At 66.5% G+C, this 17,273-nt stretch carries 10 protein-coding genes and 1 tRNA gene; 7 read left to right on the top strand and 4 right to left on the bottom strand.

From position 1 onward, the window contains the following. Nucleotides 1-42 precede the first annotated feature (42 nt). The 3 genes from FRZ44_RS24025 to FRZ44_RS24015 all read left to right on the top strand — a co-directional run bounded on the left by FRZ44_RS24025 (nt 43) and on the right by FRZ44_RS24015 (nt 7,568). Nucleotides 43-1,485, top strand: a complete 1,443-nt coding sequence (locus FRZ44_RS24025; protein WP_151179563.1) for an amidase — start codon at nt 43-45, stop codon at nt 1,483-1,485. A gap of 189 nt (nt 1,486-1,674) precedes the next feature. After that, nucleotides 1,675-1,764: transfer RNA gene (locus FRZ44_RS24020), tRNA-Ser, on the top strand. Between the two features lie 281 nt (nt 1,765-2,045). Further along, nucleotides 2,046-7,568: a trifunctional serine/threonine-protein kinase/ATP-binding protein/sensor histidine kinase gene (locus tag FRZ44_RS24015; RefSeq protein ID WP_151179562.1), complete on the top strand. Its 5,523-nt coding sequence runs from the start codon at nt 2,046-2,048 to the stop codon at nt 7,566-7,568. Between the two features lie 105 nt (nt 7,569-7,673). On the opposite strand, the gene FRZ44_RS24010 is transcribed toward FRZ44_RS24015, so the two are convergent. The 4 genes from FRZ44_RS24010 to FRZ44_RS23995 form a co-directional block, all read right to left on the bottom strand. After that, complete coding sequence (locus tag FRZ44_RS24010; protein WP_225308424.1) at nt 7,674-8,039, bottom strand: response regulator transcription factor; 366 nt, start codon at nt 8,037-8,039, stop codon at nt 7,674-7,676. 130 nt (nt 8,040-8,169) lie between these two features. Then, on the bottom strand, nt 8,170-8,820 hold the full coding sequence (locus FRZ44_RS24005) for a response regulator transcription factor (RefSeq protein ID WP_151179560.1): 651 nt from the start codon (nt 8,818-8,820) through the stop codon (nt 8,170-8,172). Then, a complete protein-coding gene (locus FRZ44_RS24000) occupies nt 8,817-9,077 on the bottom strand; it encodes a hypothetical protein (RefSeq protein ID WP_151179559.1) in 261 nt (86 codons plus the stop codon). The genes FRZ44_RS24005 and FRZ44_RS24000 overlap by 4 nt, the downstream gene beginning before the upstream one ends. A 46-nt stretch (nt 9,078-9,123) precedes the next feature. Continuing rightward, complete coding sequence (locus FRZ44_RS23995) at nt 9,124-9,465, bottom strand: hypothetical protein (protein WP_151179558.1); 342 nt, start codon at nt 9,463-9,465, stop codon at nt 9,124-9,126. Nucleotides 9,466-9,599: 134 nt separating this feature from the next. Between FRZ44_RS23995 and FRZ44_RS23990 the strand changes: the two genes are divergently transcribed. The 4 genes from FRZ44_RS23990 (at nt 9,600) to FRZ44_RS23975 (ending at nt 17,254) form a co-directional block, all read left to right on the top strand. Further along, nucleotides 9,600-11,843 (top strand): acyl-CoA dehydrogenase, encoded by a 2,244-nt coding sequence (locus FRZ44_RS23990; protein WP_151179557.1) that lies wholly within the window; start codon nt 9,600-9,602, stop codon nt 11,841-11,843. 290 nt (nt 11,844-12,133) lie between these two features. Next, nucleotides 12,134-13,375, top strand: a complete 1,242-nt coding sequence (locus FRZ44_RS23985) for an efflux RND transporter periplasmic adaptor subunit (protein ID WP_151179556.1) — start codon at nt 12,134-12,136, stop codon at nt 13,373-13,375. A 14-nt stretch (nt 13,376-13,389) separates the two neighbouring features. After that, a complete protein-coding gene (locus tag FRZ44_RS23980) occupies nt 13,390-16,581 on the top strand; it encodes an efflux RND transporter permease subunit (RefSeq protein ID WP_151179555.1) in 3,192 nt (1,063 codons plus the stop codon). Nucleotides 16,582-16,681: 100 nt separating this feature from the next. Beyond that, a complete protein-coding gene (locus FRZ44_RS23975; RefSeq protein WP_151179554.1) occupies nt 16,682-17,254 on the top strand; it encodes a TetR/AcrR family transcriptional regulator in 573 nt (190 codons plus the stop codon). Nucleotides 17,255-17,273: the final 19 nt, after the last annotated feature.

The following is a 17,273-nucleotide window of genomic DNA, read 5'->3' as shown; positions in this document are numbered from 1 at the left end:
AAACCCGTGGCCCTCGCTGCGATGAAGGGACGAGGTGACGAATTGAACGACCTGGACCTCTGTTATCTCCCGGCGCTGGATGCGCTCGACGCCTTTCGCAGCCGGCGTCTTTCGCCGGTCGAGCTCCTGAAGGCGCAGATCGCGCGCGCCGAGCAGGTCGAAGGCGAGATCAATGCCTTCACCGATCGCTATTTCGACGAGGCGCTGGCCGCGGCAAAGCTGGCGGAGGCGCGCTACATGCGTGAAGACGGCCGGCTGCGCAAACTCGAGGGGCTGACCGTCGCCGTCAAGGACGAGGTGAACATCGCCGGCAAGCGCACGACCAACGGATCGCTGACCCTCAAGGACAATATCGCGCGCGACACCCACCCGATCGTCGAGCGGCTGATCAAGGCCGGCGCCATCATCCATGCGCGCACCGCGACACCTGAATTCTCCAGCGCCTATGTCACCTACTCGCGCCTGCATGGCGTGACGCGCAATCCCTGGAATCGCGCGATCACCACGGCCGGCTCGTCGGGCGGCACGGGAGCAAGCCTGGCCGCCGGCACCACGACGCTGGCGACGGGCTCGGATATCGGCGGCTCGATCCGGGCGCCGGCGGCGATGTGCGGCGTCGTCGGGTTCAAGCCGCCCTATGGCCGCAATCCCGAGGTGGCGCCGTGGAATCTCGACATGTTCGGCCATCAGGGACCGCTGGCGCGCCATGTCGGCGATTGCGCGCTGCTGCAGAACGTCATGTCGGGCCATCATCCGCGCGACATCGCCACCCTGCGCCAGAAGGTGACGCTGCCGACCGTCTTTCCCGAAGGCAAGACGGGCTCGGGCGTCAAAGGCTGGCGCATCGCCTATGCGACCCATCTCGGCGACGGGGTCGTGGCGCCCGACATGAAGGCCAATCTGCTCGCGATCGTCGCGCTGCTGCGCGAGCTGGGCGCCACGGTCGAGGAGGTCGATCTGGGCTGGGGTCATGAGATCTCGCTGGCCGCGCAGAACTATCTCGATCATCTGTTCGGTCACTGGCTAGTCGAGATCGCCGACAAGCAGGGCGATCTGCTCTGCGACTACACGCTCTACTATGCCGACCGCGCGCGGCGGGCCGGGATCGAGAAATTCACCGACGCCCTGCGCGTCATGGGCAAGGCCTATGACAGCTTCGGCCCGATGATCGAGCGTCATCACGCCTTCCTCTGTCCGACCCTGGCGACGAATGCGGTGCGGGCCGACCAGAAGCCCTGGGAGAAGATGACGGTCGATGGCCATGAGATCGACGCCGACTATGACTGGGCCATGACCCATCCCTTCAACATGCTGGGCCGGTTGCCGGTTCTGGCGGTGCCGTCGGGGATCGGCGCCAACGGCGTGCCGACCGGCATCCAGATCGTGGCGCGCAGCTATGACGACCGACGGGTCTTCCAACTGGCGGCGGCCCTCGAAGCCGCGCGGCCCTGGATGGACAGCCCAGCACGGCGACCGCGACTCTGACGCGGCGATCGTCTTAAGAGCCCCGAAACCTGGCGGCCTTAAAAGAGCTGCGGCGGGAGATCGCGAGAGCGGGGGCGAGGGGCCAGCGCCCTTGCCCTGGGCTATCGGCTTGGTCTAGGTTCCGCGCCGTTCCGAAGACCGCCGGCAACAGCCCGGCAAGGGATCGGAACCGCCCTGACCGGGCGCCACGGACGGGTGGCAGAGTGGTTGAATGCACCGCACTCGAAATGCGGCATACTCGCAAGGGTATCGGGAGTTCGAATCTCCCCCCGTCCGCCAGTTATTTTCACGTTGCATGTCAATGTATTAGATAGAGACGCCCGAGGCTGCCGGCGCCGGCAAACGCCGCGCCCGTTCGCGCCTGCCCTCGGCGCAGCATCATCGGAGTCAGGCTCGAGAAACCCGGCGGTAAAAGACGGTTTGAGCAGCACCTTCGCCGGCCGAGGCGCAGAGACATTGCTCTCCCGTTTGGGCAAGATGACCGGCGACTGGCTGGCGACGGAGCCCGACGATTGATCCCGATCTCTCAACTGAACGCCATTGGAGAGAGCCGACTCCAGGTGTTGGGAGAAGATGGCGAGCGGGTCCTCTGCAGAGCCTGGCGCGAGGCGGACCAGGGCGACGGCACGACCGTCCTTGCTGTCGTTCCCGCCTCGGAGCATCCCACTCCGGCCTTCCTCGATCGCCTTGCCCATGAATGCGAGCTCAAGGACGAACTCGACGGCGCGTGGGCCGTGCGACCGGTGGAGGTCGTTCGCGAACGCGGCCAGATCATGCTGCTGCTCGAGGACTCCGGCGGCGAGCCGCTCGACCGGATGCTCGGCGCGCCCATGGAAGTGGGACGGTTTCTTCGCCTCGCCATCGGCATCGCCATGGCTCTTGGCAAGCTCCACCAGCGCGGGCTCGTTCACAAGGACATCAAGCCGGCCAACATCCTCGTCAATTGCACGGACGGACAGTTGCGGCTCACCGGATTCGGCCTCGCCTCGCGCCTGCCGCGCGAGCGACAGGCGCCCGACTCGCCCGAATCGATCGCCGGAACGCTCGCCTATATGGCGCCCGAACAGACCGGGCGGATGAATCGCTCGATCGATTCGCGCAGCGACCTCTACTCGTTCGGCGCCACGCTCTACCAGATGCTCACCGGCGCGCTGCCTTTCACCGCGTCCGAACCCATGGAATGGGTCCACTGCCATATCGCGCGAAAGCCGCAGGCGCCTGGCGCTCGCGTGGGGAGCGTTCCCTCCCCGGTTTCCCAGATCGTCATGAAGCTGCTCGCCAAGACAGCCGAGGAGCGATATCAGACCGCCATCGGCGTCGAGAAGGATCTCCGGCACTGTCTTGCCGAATGGGAACAGCAGGCGCGCATCGCCCCGTTTGCTCTCGGCGAGCAGGATGCGCCCGATCGGCTGCTGATCCCCGAGAAGCTGTATGGCAGGGCGCGCGAGGTCGAGACCTTGCTCGCCTCCTTCGATCGCGTCGTCAGCAACGCCGCGCCGGAACTGGTTCTGGTCTCCGGATATTCCGGTATCGGCAAGTCGTCGGTGGTCAACGAGCTGCACCGGGCGCTCGTTCCCTCGCAGGGTCTCTTTGCCGCCGGCAAGTTCGATCAATATAAGCGCGGCATACCCTATGCGACGCTCGCGCAGGCGTTCCAGAGCCTGATCCGCCAATTGCTCAGCCGAAGCGACGCGGAACTCGCCCGCTGGCGCGATGCGCTGACGGAAGCGCTGGGTCCCAACGGCCAGTTGATGGTCAATCTGATCCCGGAGCTCGCTCTCATCGTCGGCGAACAGGGGCCGGTGCCCGACCTCTCGCCGCAGGATGCGCAAAGCCGTTTCCAGATGGTGTTCCGGCGGTTTCTCGGTGTCTTCGCGCAACCGGAACATCCGCTTGCCCTCTTCCTCGACGACCTCCAGTGGCTCGACGCGGCGACCCTCGAGCTGCTCGCCGATCTGCTGGTCCATTCCGACGTCAGGCATCTCCTGTTGGTCGGCGCCTATCGCGACAACGAGGTCGGCCCGGATCATCCCCTGATGGAGGTGCTGGCGACGGTGCGCGAGGCGGGGAGGCAGATCCATCCGATCGGGCTCGGCTCGCTCTCGCCCGAGCATATCGAGGAACTGATTGCCGATGCCTTGCGGACGGGGCGGGACCATATCCGCCCGCTGGCCGAGATGGTCTTCGAACGGACCGGCGGGAATCCCTTCTTCGCGATCCACTTCCTCACGGAGCTCGTCGAGGAAGGGCTGCTCGCCTTCGATACGGGCATGGCGGGCTGGTCCTGGGATCTGGCGCGGATCCACGCCAAGGGGTTCACCGACAACGTCGCCGATCTGATGGCCTCGAAGCTGGGCCGTCTTCCACCGGCCACCCAAGAGGCGCTGAGGCGGATGGCATGCCTGGGCAGCGTCACCCGCGCAGCGACGCTCGCGATGGTCCAGGAAGGGACCGAGGCCGAAATCCATTCGGCGCTGGAGACCGCCGTCCGCGCCGATCTCGTCTCCCGCCAGGATGGCAGCTACCGGTTCCTGCATGACCGCATCCATGAGGCTGCATATGCGAGCATCCCGGAAGCCGAGCGGGCGTCCACCCACCTCCTGATGGGCCGGTTGCTCGTCGCGCGAACCGCGCCCGAACAGCTCGAGGGCAGCATCTTCGAGATCGTCAATCAGCTCGTTCGCGGCGCGGAACTGATCCACTCGACGGAGGAACGCCGGAAGGTCGCCGCCCTCAATCTCATGGCCGGCAAGCGCGCCAAGGTGGGCACGGCCTACGGCTCGGCGTTGCGTTATCTGTCCACCGGCCGGGCCCTGTTGCCGGCGGATGCATGGACCCGCTTCTACCGACTGACTTTCGATCTGGAGCTGAATCTGGCCGAGTGCGAGTTTCTCACCGGCGACTTCGAGTCGGCGGAGAGGCGCTTTGCCTCCCTGTTGACCCGCGCACTCGACAATATCGACCTGGCCGCGGCGACCCGGTTGCTCCTCGATTTGTGCGTGACGATGGGGGACATGGACCGGGCCATTCATGTCGGCCTGGAATATCTCCGGCGGGTCGATCCGGAATGGCCCCAGGCCGTCACCCTGGGGGGTGCGCGCCGGGACTATGACCGCCTCTCCGAGAGGCTCCGCCAGCTGCCGATCGGCAGGCTGCTCGACCTCCCTCTGATGACCGATCCGGCCCAGCGCGCCACCATGGACGTTCTCACGGCGCTTTCATCGCCGACGCTCTTCGGTGGCGAGGCCCTGCGCCAGCTCGTGATCTGCCGTATGGCGGCGCTCTGCCTCGAGCATGGGAACAGCGACGGCGCGCCCCTCGCCTATGTCTTGCTCGGCAGCATCCAGGGCATGTTCTTCGGCGATTACCAGGGCGGCTTGAGGCTCGCCAGGATCGGCCTCGACCTGGTCAAGAAGCCGGGGTTCGAACGCTTCCGGGCCCGCGTCTATTCGGTGTTCGGCGTGCATGTCTCGAACTGGACGCAGCCCCTCGACGTCGCCCGGAGCTACCTTCGCCGCGCGTTCGACGCGGCCCAGGAGAGCGGGGACGTTTCCTTCGCCGCGTTCAGCTGCATCGACCTGATCACGAACCTGCTCGCGGCGGGCACCCCGTTGAGCGAGGTGGAGCGGGAGGCGGAGAAGAATCGCGCGATCGTCAAGGCCCTCGGCTTCAGCATCGTCCGAAGAGGCATCGCGGAGCAGCTTGCCGCCGTCCGGATGCTGCGCGGGCAGATCCCGGTCACCCGATCCTTCGGCGACGCGGTCCTCGAGGCTGATCGGCATGAGGAGCTGGATAGCGGCGCCCGCGAGGGGATCGGCGCCGCAGACCCTTCCAGCGGCCCGGACCTGCGGCATCGCTACGCCTACGCGATCGCCGCGATCCGCGAGCTGCAGGCGCGGACCTTCATGCAGGATTGTGCCGGCGGGATCGCGGCCGTCGAACGGAATCCGCCGCTTTGGACCGTGCCGACCCAGTTCGAGCGCGCCGATTACCAGTTCTTCGAGGCGCTCAGCCGCGCTGCGCTCTGCGACTCGACCACCGGTGACGAACGGCGCAGGCATCTCGACGCCGCGGTCGAGCACCACAAGCAGCTCATGTCCTGGGCTCGGAATTGCCCCGAGAATTTCGAGAACCGGGCGGCGCTGGCGGGCGCCGAGATCGCCCGCCTCGAAGGCCGGGAGCTGGATGCCGAACGGCTCTACGAGCAGGCGATCCGGTCGGCGCGCGAGCGCGGCTTCGTCCAGAACGAGGGACTGGCCTATGAATCGGCCGCGCGCTTCTACGCCGCGCGCGGCTTCGAGCAGATCGCGCAGCTCTATCTGCGAAATGCCCGGCGCTGCTATCTGAGCTGGGGCGCCGAGGGGAAGGTGCAACAACTCGATCAGCTCCATCCGCAGTTGAAGGAGGAGCGGGGACGCGGGCTGACGAGCACGATCGGGGCGCCGGTCGAGAATCTCGACCTCGCGACCGTGATCAAGGTGTCGCAAGCCGTGTCGGGCGAGATCATCCTGGACAGGCTGCTCGACACGCTCATGCGCACCGCCATCGAGCAGGCGGGTGCCGAGCGGGGTGTGCTGATCGTTACCTCGGGGACCGAGCAACGAATCGCCGTGGAAGCGACGACCAGCGCCGACACCGTCACCGTGCAGCTGCGTGACGACGCGGCGACCGCGGCCAGGCTGCCGATGTCGGTCCTGCACTATGTCCTCCGGACGAAGGACAGCGTGGTTCTCGAAGACGCGGGGACCCAGGAGCCGTTCTCGACGGATCCCTACATCCGGGAGCGCCAGGCCCATTCCATTCTCTGCCTGCCGCTGCTCAACCAGGCCAAGCTCATCGGCCTGCTCTATCTCGAGAACAACCTGACGCCCAGCGTCTTCTCGCCGGCCCGGATCCCGGTCCTGAAACTGCTGGCCTCGCAGGCGGCGATCTCGCTGGAGAATACGCGTTTGTACCGGGATCTCGCGGAACGCGAGGCGAAGATCCGCCGCCTCGTCGACGCCAACATCATCGGCATTTTCCTCTGGGGTCGCGAGGGTCGGATCACCGAGGCCAACGATGCATTCCTCGACATCGTGGGCTACGACCGCAACGACCTGGCCGCAGGCCGAATCAGCTGGATGGATCTGACCCCCCTGGAACGGCAGGACGGCGATGCGTGGCTCTTGCGAGGGCGCAAGATGACCGGGCGCCTGCAACCGCTCGAGAGCGAATACTTCAGGAAGGACGGGGGCCGCGTGCCCGTGCTGCTCGGGGCCGCAAGTTTCGACCAGAGCGGCGATCAAGGCGTCGCGTTCGTGCTCGATCTGACCGAACGCAAGCAGGCGGAAGCGGAGGCCCGCGAGAGCGAGCGCCGTTATCGCGAGGTGCAGATGCAGCTCGCCCACGCGAACCGCGTCGCGACCATGGGCCAGCTGACGGCCTCGATCGCCCATGAGATCAATCAGCCGATCGGCGCCGCCGTCACCAACGCGCAGGCGGCCCTGCGCTGGTTGGGGAGGGAGCCACCCGATCTATGGCAGGTCCAACAGGCGCTCGAGAGGATCGCGAAGAACGGCAAGCAGGCCGGCGACGTCATCCATGGGTTGCGGGCGCTCTTCAAGAACGCGCCGCCGGCTCCGGAGGGCCTGGACATCAACGCGGTGGTCGATGAGATCGTTCTGCTCACCCACAGCGAGGCCGTGAAGAACGGGGTCTCGGTGCGGACGCAATTCGCCGAGAGCTTGCCGACGATTCAAGGAACCCCGGTCCAGCTGCAGCAAGTCATCCTCAACCTGATCATCAACGCCATCGAGGCGATGAGCGACGTCGATGACGGGGTCCGCGATCTGCAGATCAGCACGGAAAGGGATGCATCGGACGGCGTTCTCGTCACCGTGCAGGATTCCGGTCCGGGCCTGGCGCCGGATGCTCTCGCGCGCGTTTTCGAAGCGTTCTATACCAGCAAGCCGACCGGGCTGGGATTGGGGTTGTCGATCTGCCGTTCGATCATCGAGGCGCATGGCGGGCGATTGTGGGCGAGCACGACCGCGACGCGTGGCGCGATGTTCCAGTTCACGCTGCCGTCCGGCGAGAGATCATGAAAAGCTCTGAGGCGAGGGGCCGGCCGCAGGCTGCGTCGCGTGCCTTTTCAGCGCGGCGTGCATCGCACGGCAACGCGCCCGGCCGTCGCGAGCGAGATCATTCCCTTACGTCTCGCTCGTCCGCTGAAGAACTCTCATGAGGCAGTCGGCCAGGCTCTGGGCATCGAAAGGCTTGATCAGCATTTCGGCAGCCCCCTGCGCCTGCGCCCGGCTCCGGGACCGCTCGTCGGGATAGGCGGTAACGAAGATGATCGGCAATTGGCGGCCCTGAGCCAACAGCGCGTCCTGAAGATCCAGCCCGCTCATGCCGGGCATCTTCACATCGGAGATCAGGCAGGCCGTTTTTCCCACAATATCGGACGCGAGAAAGGCCTCGGCGGACGCGAATGTGCGTGCCGTGAGTCGCAATGACCTGACCAGGCTTTCCATCGCGATTCGAACATCCTCGTCGTCGTCGACGATCGCGACCAACGGAACCTTTGACAAACTACCTGTCCTTGCTGGGCCTGCTCCGATGCAGTGCGGCATCGGATGCCTGCTGCAACGCGACAGGATGGGCTCCAACGGAAGGCGGAGATATCATACTGAGGTTTAATCCTCGTCAGCGCTTCTGCGGACCGAGTGCCAGCGATTCCGCCATCCGGACCAGATCCACCAGGGATCGGGCCCGCATTTTCCGCATCGCATTGCCCCGGTGAATCTTAACCGTAATCTCCTGCAGGCCCAGCTTTGCGGCGACCTGTTTGTTCATGAGACCGGTCGTGACGAGCGTCATGACCTCACGCTCGCGCTCGGTCAGTGTGGCGAAAAGGGTTCGAAGCTCGGCCTGGGCGACCTCGCTGTTCCGTCTCTCGCGGTCGCGCCGCAGCGCCGTTGCGATGGCGTCCAGCATGTCCTGGTCGCGAAAGGGCTTCGTCAGGAAATCGACCGCCCCTGCCTTCATCGCCTTCACCGACATGGGAATGTCGCCATGGCCGGTCATGAAGATGATGGGAATGCGGGTGTTCGCCTTGGCCAGGCGATCCTGGAAATCCAGGCCGCTGAGCCCCGGCATTCTGATGTCGAGCACGAGGCAGCTGGCGACGTCGGGATGCTCGCTCTGGAAAAACTCCGTGGCCGAATGAAAGACTCGGACCTCCTGGCCGACGGATTGCAGGAGCCCCCGCAGCGCGTCGCACATGTTCCTGTCATCGTCGACGATGACAACCAGCGACTCCGGCGTCGGGCCGGCCGAGGGTGCGGCGCGCTTCATGCTTCATCCGTCCGACACGGCGGCGCCAGGGGCCCGCGGGGTCGATCGCAGACAGGGACCCTTGGCCGGTTGCCGCCGACGAGGAGATCGAGGACCGCCAGCTGCGCCGCGACGGGGTCGCGCGCTACGTCGGGCAGATCATGCTCGAGCTCCCGTTTCAATGCGGTGCCATGGTTTGCCGGCTTGCGCCGGACGATGCGGACGGTCTCGGTAATCAAGTCCTTCAAGTCGATTGGAATCTTCGCCAGATACTCCACTCTCGCCATCGCTCGGGTCAAGCGGCCCGAGGGCTTCGGTGGTGTCTCAATCCAACTCGCGCTCCGCGCCGCTGCCGAGGCTTGCGCCACGCGCCGCGATTTCCTCGCGCACGGCGGTCAAAGCCACCTGGAGCGTCATGAGCTCGTTCAGTGCACCGGGAGACAGGGCGCCGCTCGCCGCCAGCGATTCGACGGCCTTGAGGCGCGCCTTCTCGAGATTCGATCGAAGTGCATGGATGGGGTGATCTTTTGCCATGTGGGTTTCCTCTTCTGTTATCCCCGCTCGGCCCTCGCCCCCTTCGCCGGCAGCCGCCATCATTGGCCGTTTACCGCCACCCGTCACCCCCGATTTCCCCGCACCGCGCATCGCCGCGCGGGTTTTGAGCAAGAATGGCCGATTCGTGCTTTGCCCGGGCCATTCGCGCATCGAAACCGGGGAACCCCGCCCTGGCATGCGTCATCGAGAAGGCCTATGAAGGTCGGTGCTTCCCCGTCCGCGCCGACTCGATAGCGGAGCAGCCGATGAGCGCGCAGAGCTTTCGCCGGGATTCACTCACCGGGCCGATCTTCGCCTGGGCCCGCAAGGCGCTTCCCACCATGTCCGATACCGAGCGCGAGGCGCTCGAGGCCGGCGATGTCTGGTGGGACGGGGAGCTCTTCACCGGCAATCCCGACTGGTCGAAGCTGCTCGCAACGCCTGTGGCCAGCCTGACGCCGGAGGAACAGGCATTTTTGGACGGGCCGGCGGAGGAGCTCTGCCGGATGCTCGATGATTGGCGCATCAATTGGGAACTGCACGACCTTCCGCCGGAGGTCTGGGCCTTCCTCAAGGCGCATCGATTCTTCGGCATGATCATTCCCAGGGAATATGGCGGCCTCGGCTTCTCGGCCTTTGCCCATTCCGAGGTGATCCGGAAACTCTCGTCGCGCTCCATCGCCGCGGCCGTGACCGTGATGGTGCCGAACTCGCTCGGGCCCGGCGAGCTGCTGTTGCGGTTCGGCACCCAGGCGCAGCGCGACTATTGGCTGCCGCGCCTGGCCGACAGCCGCGAGATCCCCTGTTTCGGCCTGACCAGCCCCGAGGCCGGATCCGACGCCGCGTCGATGATCGATCGGGGCGTGGTCAGTCGGGGCATCGTCGATGGCAAGGAGACGCTCGGCATCCGCCTCACCTGGCACAAGCGCTATATCACGCTGGGACCGATCGCGACCGTCCTCGGGCTCGCCTTCAAGCTTCGTGACCCCGATCGTCTGCTGGGCGGGGAGGAGGAGCTCGGCATCACGGTCGCGCTCGTGCCGACGGACACGCCCGGCGTCGAGATCGGGCGGCGGCACCTGCCCTCCTTGCAAGCTTTTCAAAACGGCCCGAACCAGGGGCGCGATGTCTTCATCCCGCTCGGCAACATCATCGGCGGGCCCGAGCGCGCCGGACAGGGCTGGAAGATGCTGATGACGGCGCTGGCGGCCGGCCGCGGCATCTCGCTGCCGTCGCTCTCCGCCGCCGGCGCCGCCTTTGCCGCCTATACGACGGGGGCCTACGCCCGGCTGCGCGAGCAGTTCCATGTGCCGATCGGCGAATTCGAAGGCATCCAGGAGCCGCTCGCCCGCATCGCGGCCACGGCCTATCAGCTCGACGCTGCCCGCCGGCTGACCTGTGCGGCGCTCGACCAGGGCCGTCATCCGGCCGTCATCGCCGCGATCCTCAAATCGCAGGCGACGGAGCGCATGCGCATCGCGATCAACGATGCGATGGATGTGCATGGCGGCAAGGGCGTCATCGACGGGCCGCTGAACTATCTGGGCAACATCTACCGCGCGATCCCGGTCGGCATCACGGTCGAGGGTGCCAATATCCTGACGCGCAATCTGATGGTGTTCGGCCAGGGCGCCATCCGCTGTCATCCCTATCTTCTCGAAGAGATGATGGCGCTGGGCGAGGAGGATCGCGCCAAGGGACTGGAGCGATTCGACCGGGTCTTCTGGAAGCATGTCGCGCACAGCCTGGCCACGCTGCTGCGCGCAGGGTTCCGGAGCTGGACAGGCGGCTTGTTCGCGCCAGCACCGCTCGCCGGATCCGTCACGGGCTATTATCGGCAATTGAGCCGTTACTCCGCCGCCTTCGCGCTGCTGACGGAGATGGCGCTGCTGACGCTCGGGGGCGCGCTCAAGCGCCGGGAGATGCTGTCGGCGCGTCTCGGCGACATTCTTTCCGAGCTTTATCTGCTCTCCGCCGTCCTCAAGCGCTGGCAGGACGAAGGTCGCCAGGAGAGCGATCTCTGTCTCGTCGCCTGTTGCATGGAAAGCGGGTTCGAGACCATCGAGGCGCGCCTCGACCAGGTCCTCGCGAACCTGCTGAACCGCATCGTGGCGGTTTTCGCGCGTCTCCTCGTCATGCCCTTCGGGCGGGGGCGACGGGGGCCGTCGGACGAGCTGCGAAGGCGCTGCGCCCGGCTGCTGCTCGAGCCGTCCGCGGCGCGGGACCGCTTGACCGCGGGCCTGTTCCTCGATGGCGGCGATGACGGCATCGGCCGGCTGGCCCGGGCCTTCACCCTCGTGACGGAAGCCGGCGAGATCACCCGAAGAATGAGAAAGGCGCATGTCCGCGATCGCCAGCTCGCCCGGCAGCAGAACCTGATCACCGACGCCGAGGACCGGCAATTGGAAGCGATGGAAAGGGCCGTCGCCGCCGTCGTGGCGGTCGACGATTTCGCCGCGGCCGAGATCGCATCTTCATTCAAGACAAGGGTCGAGCGGGCTGCTTCTTAGCGCCGTCTGCCCCGAGCCGATTGTCCTCACCCGGTCCGGACAATCGATCCCGCATCGACGGCCTGGAATGTCCCTGCGCCCGACATGGCATGAACCGGTCGGTTTGCGCCGGTCCATCGCCCAATTTTTGGGCGGCCTGCTGCCGAAATGCCCTTGTCCGATTTCTCCCGCACTGCACCCTTGACGCGTTGAATGTCACCCATCATCTAAACGCGAATGGATGATAAGTGACATCTTATGCCCGCACTGGGCGTAGGGACGGGGCCTTCGGGGAACAGCGGGACAGTCACATGAATGAAATCAGCAAATGGCCGCAACCTGAGGCCGAGACTCAAAGCGTTCCGGCCAGGCCCCCGCGGCGGATCTGGCCCTGGGCGGCGGCGGTCGCCGTCATCGCGCTCGCGGGCGCGGCCTGGTTCGGCTTTTCTCACCGCGGCGGCAGCCAGGTCGCCGAGGCCGCCATTCCCCCGGCACCGGTCACGGTGAGCAAGCCGCTGCTGCGCGATGTCGATACCCGGATCGGCTTCATCGGCCAGTTCTCGGCGGTCGACCAGGTCGAGCTGCGCGCCCAGGTCGGCGGCACCCTCACCGAAATCCACTTCAAGGATGGGCAGATCGTCCAGAAGGGCGACCTGCTGTTCGTGATCGATTCGCAACCCTACGAGATCAAGCTGGCCCAGGCGAATGCGCAACTCGAGGCGGCGACCTCGCGCCTCGCGCTGGCCAAGAGCCAACTGCTCCGCGCCCAGACGCTCAAGCGCAGCGATTTTGGATCCGCCGAGAGCGTCGATCAGCGCACCTTCGACCAGGGCGACGCGCAGGCCGCGATCGACGATGCCAAGGCGCAGATCCGCGACGTCCAGTTCGACATCGAGCATTGCCGCATCTATGCGCCCTTCACCGGTCGCATCGGCGCGCATCTCCCGTCCGTCGGCAGCCTGATCGCCGGCAGCCGCTTCGCCAGCAGTCCGACCACTTTGCTGGCGACCCTGGTATCGCTCGATCCGATCCATCTCGATTTCGACATGAGCGAATCCGACTTCCTGACCTTCTCGCGCCAGCGCGCGGCCGTCCCGGGTCCGCAGGCGGATCAGGTCGATATCAGCCTCAGCGACGAGAACCAGGTGACGCGGCACGGTACGCTCGAGTTCGTCGACAACAGCATGGATCGCTCGAGCGGCACGATCCATGCCCGGGCCCTGGTGTCCAATCCGGACTTCTTCCTGACGCCCGGCCAGTTCGCGCGGCTTCGCCTGGCGGTGGCGCCGCCGGCACCGGCCCTCCTGGTGCCGGATGCCGCCGTGCTGCTCGACCAGGCCCAGCATGTGGTGATGACGGTTTCGCCCGACGGGACCGTGGTTCCCAAGACGGTCGAGACCGGGGACCTGCGCGGCGGGTTGCGGGTCATCCGCAGCGGCCTGGCGCCCGACGACCGCGTGATCATCGACGGCATCGTCCGCGCCGTTCCCGGCGGCAAGGTGACGCCGCAGGACGGGGCGATCGGCTACAACGCCGCCGCCGACCAGGGCTAGGACGGGAGCCCGCCATGCGCCTGACCCACTTCTTCATCGACCGGCCGATCTTCGCCACGGTGCTCAGCGTCTTCCTGACGCTGATCGGGCTGGGTGCGCTCGTGATGCTGCCGATCGCGCAATATCCGGAGATCGTCCCGCCCACGGTGCAGGTGACGACCACCTATCCCGGCGCCTCTGCCGAGACGGTCTCGCGCACCGTCGCCACGCCGCTCGAGCAGGAGATCAACGGCGTCGAGAACATGCTCTATATGAGCAGCCAGTCGACCGGCGACGGCAAGCTCACGGTCACGGTCACCTTCCGCATCGGCACCGACCTGAACGTCGCGCAGATGCTGACGCAGAACCGCGTCCAGGACGCGCTGCCCCGGCTCCCCGACGACGTCCAGCGGCTGGGCGTGCAGGTCAGGAAGGCAACCCCCAACATTCTGCTCGCCGTCCATCTCTACTCGCCGGACAGCTCGCGCGACACGCTCTATATGTCGAACTACGCGGTGTTGCATGTGAAGGACGCGCTCGCGCGCCTGCCGGGCGTCGGCGACGTGCAGCTCATGGGTTCGCGCGAATATGCCATGCGTATCTGGCTCGATCCGGACAAGGTCGCGGCCCGCAATCTCAATGCCAGCGAGGTTCTGGCCGCCCTGCGCGCCCAGAACCTGCAGGTCTCCGCCGGCATCCTGAACCAGCCGCCGGTTCCCTCGCACCAGGCCTACCAGGTCAACGTCCAGACCCTCGGCCGCCTGTCGACGCCCGAGCAGTTCGGCGACATCGTGCTCAAGTCCGACGCCGAGGGCCGTGTGACGCGGCTGCGCGATGTCGGCCGCGTGGAGATCGGCGCCGCGGATTACGGATCGACCAGCTTCATGGATCGCGGCCCGGGCCTGCCGCTCCTGATCTTCGCCCAGCCGGGGGCGAACTCCCTGGCGGTGGAGCAGGAGGTCATCGCCACCATGCAGAGCCTCGGGAAGCAGTTCCCGCCCGGCCTCGGTTACAAGATCATCTACGACCCCACGATCTTCGTCGGCAAATCCGTCGACGAGGTGATCACCACGATCTTCGTCGCGATCCTGCTGGTCGTCGCCGTCGTGTTCCTGTTCCTGCAGAACTGGCGGGCCTCGATCATCCCGGTGGTCGCCATCCCGGTGTCGCTGGTCGGCACCTTCTCGGTCCTCTATGCCCTGGGAATCTCGCTCAACAATCTGTCGCTGTTCGGCATGGTGCTCGCCGTCGGCATCGTGGTCGACGATGCGATCGTCGTGGTCGAGAATGTCGAGCGCAATCTGCGCCTCGGCATGTCGCCGCGCGAGGCCGCGCACAAGACGATGGACGAGGTCGGCGGCGCGCTGATCGCCATCGCGCTGACCCTTTGCGCGGTGTTCGTCCCGTCCGCGTTCATCTCCGGCATCTCGGGCGAGTTCTTCCGCCAGTTCGCGATCACGATCGCGGCCTCGACCGTGATCTCCTGCTTCGTCTCGCTGACGCTGAGCCCCGCCCTCTGCGCCGTGCTGTTCAAGGCGCACGATCCGCACCATGCCGCCCGCGCCGGCCTGGTGCGCCGCTTCCTGCAGGCCGGTTTCGGCGGCTTCAATCGCGGCTTCGACTGGCTGTCGAACGGCTATGGCAGCCTGACGCGCCGCCTCATCCGGGGCGCGGCCATCGTTCTGCTGGTCTATGTCGGCCTGATCGGCCTCACCGGCGTCCAGTTCTCGCGCGCGCCGACCGGCTTCATCCCGGAACAGGACCTGGGTTACCTGATCACGGTGGTGCAGCTGCCGCCCGGCGCCACGCTCGACCGGACCGAGGCGGTGGTGAAGAAGGCGATCGACATCATCCTCGACACGCCGGGCATCGAGCATGTGGCGCCCTTCGCCGGGCTCGATGCCACCACCTTCACCGTCGCGTCGAACTCCGGCACGATCTTCTCAGGGCTGCCCTCGCTCTATAATCATTCGATCGACGGCGTGACGGCCAACACGGTGCTGGCCGATCTGCGCAAGCGGCTGTCGGTGATCCAGGACGCCTATGTGCTGACCATCCCACCGCCGCCGGTGCAGGGCATCGGCAGCACCGGCGGCTTCAAGATGATGCTGCAGGATCAGGGCGGGCTGGGGTCGGAGGCGCTGGCCAAGGCCGCGCAAGCCCTCGTCGCCGCCGCCAACAAGGATCCGGCGATCGGCGGCGCCTTCACGCTCTTCAGGACCAGCTCGCCCACGATCTACACCGACATCGACCGCGAGAAGGCGCAGATGGTCGGGCTCACGCCGACCGACGTCTTCTCGACGCTGCAGGTCTATCTGGGCTCGCAATATGTGAACGACTTCAATTATCTCGGGCGGACCTACCAGGTCATCGCCCAGGCCGACGGCAGCTTCCGGCAGGACGCGGCGGATATCGCCCGCCTCAAGGCGCGCAACGCCTCGGGCGAGATGGTGCCGATCGGCACGGTCGCCCGTCTGCGGGACGAGACCGCGCCCTATCGCGTGCCGCGCTACGATCTCTTCCCGGCCGCCGAGATCCTGGGCGCCGCGGCGCCGGGCGTCGCGACGGGTACGGCGCTGCACCGCATGGAGGAGCTTGCCCATGAGGTGCTCCCGCCGGGCATCGGTTTCGAATGGACCGATCTGGCCTTCCAGCAGCAGCAGCACGGCACGCCGACGCTGCTGGTGTTCGGCGCCGCCGCGCTCTTCGTGTTCCTGGTTCTGGCCGCGCAATATGAGAGCTGGAAGCTCCCGCTGGCGGTCGTGCTGATCGTGCCGATGTGCCTGCTGGCCTCCGTCACGGGCCTGCTCGGGCGCACCATGCCGATCGATATCCTGGCCCAGATCGGATTCGTCGTCCTGGTGGGGCTTGCCGCCAAGAACGCCATCCTGATCGTCGAGTTCGCGCGCCAGGCCGAGGAGGGCGGCATGACGCCGGCCGAGGCCGCCGTGAGCGCCGCGCGCACGCGGCTGCGGCCCATCCTGATGACGTCCTTCTCCTTCATCTTCGGCGTGGCGCCGCTCGTGGTCGCGACCGGCGCGGGCTCCGAGATGCGCCAGTCGCTGGGAACGGCGGTGTTCTTCGGCATGCTGGGCGTCACCCTGTTCGGGCTGCTGTTCACGCCGGTCTTCTACACGGTCGTCCGCCGGATCGGCAGCCGGCGGCAGGCCCGGCTCGACGCCGCCCGCACCGCGGGAACGCCCCTGATGTCCCCCGGGAGTCCTTGAATCCGCCCCGCCTTCGTCTCACTGTTGGGGGGATGAAATCGAATCATCAAAGGGAATCCGGAAATTCCGCCGCGGGGCGGTCTGAAGAGAGCAGTGCCGCATGAGGAAATCGAAACAGGAGACCGCCAAGACCCGGCAGCGGATCGTCAAGACCGCGGCCGCCGAGTTCCGCCGCAACGGTATCAGCGAGACGGGCCTGTCCGAGCTGATGGCGGCGGCCGGCCTCACCCATGGCGGCTTCTACCGGCATTTCGAGTCGAAGGACCAGCTCGTGGCTGAAGCCTGCGCCGCCGCGGTGGAGCCGGAAATGGGCTCGTTGCTGGCGGCCTGTTCGCACAAAGCCAAAGGGAATGTGCTCGAAGCGATCGCGGCGAACTATCTCTCGACGAAGCACCGGGACGACCCGTCCGGCGGCTGCCCCTTCGCGGCCCTCGGCAGCGAGCTCGCGCGCGGCGACGATGAGACCCGGGCCGCGGCGACGGCAGGCATCGTGAAGCTCGTCGACAGCCTCGCCGAGCGGCTGGATAAAACCAAGGCGAAGCCCGCGAAGCAGCGGGTCCTGGCCGCGCTTTCCATGATGATCGGCGCGCTGACACTGTCCCGGATCGTGAAGGACCCGAAGCTGTCGGTGGATATTCTCCTGCAGGCCAGGAAACACGTCGCCGAGCTTTGACGTCTCGCGACGCGCCGAG

It is taken from the genome of Hypericibacter terrae, assembly GCF_008728855.1.
GTDB classification, from domain to species: Bacteria; Pseudomonadota; Alphaproteobacteria; order Dongiales; family Dongiaceae; genus Hypericibacter; species Hypericibacter terrae.
The sequence above is the reverse complement of the archived record's forward strand: the minus strand, read 5'-3'. Positions and strand labels throughout refer to the sequence as shown.

What these genes read in the sequence shown, in the direction of transcription:
- FRZ44_RS24005 (WP_151179560.1), bottom strand. Translation starts at nt 8,820, where the DNA reads ATGAAGCGCGCCGCACCCTCGGCCGGCCCGACGCCGGAGTCGCTGGTT.
- FRZ44_RS23990 (WP_151179557.1), top strand. Translation starts at nt 9,600, where the DNA reads ATGAGCGCGCAGAGCTTTCGCCGGGATTCACTCACCGGGCCGATCTTC.
- FRZ44_RS23985 (WP_151179556.1), top strand. Translation starts at nt 12,134, where the DNA reads ATGAATGAAATCAGCAAATGGCCGCAACCTGAGGCCGAGACTCAAAGC.
- FRZ44_RS23980 (WP_151179555.1), top strand. Translation starts at nt 13,390, where the DNA reads ATGCGCCTGACCCACTTCTTCATCGACCGGCCGATCTTCGCCACGGTG.
- FRZ44_RS23975 (WP_151179554.1), top strand. Translation starts at nt 16,682, where the DNA reads ATGAGGAAATCGAAACAGGAGACCGCCAAGACCCGGCAGCGGATCGTC.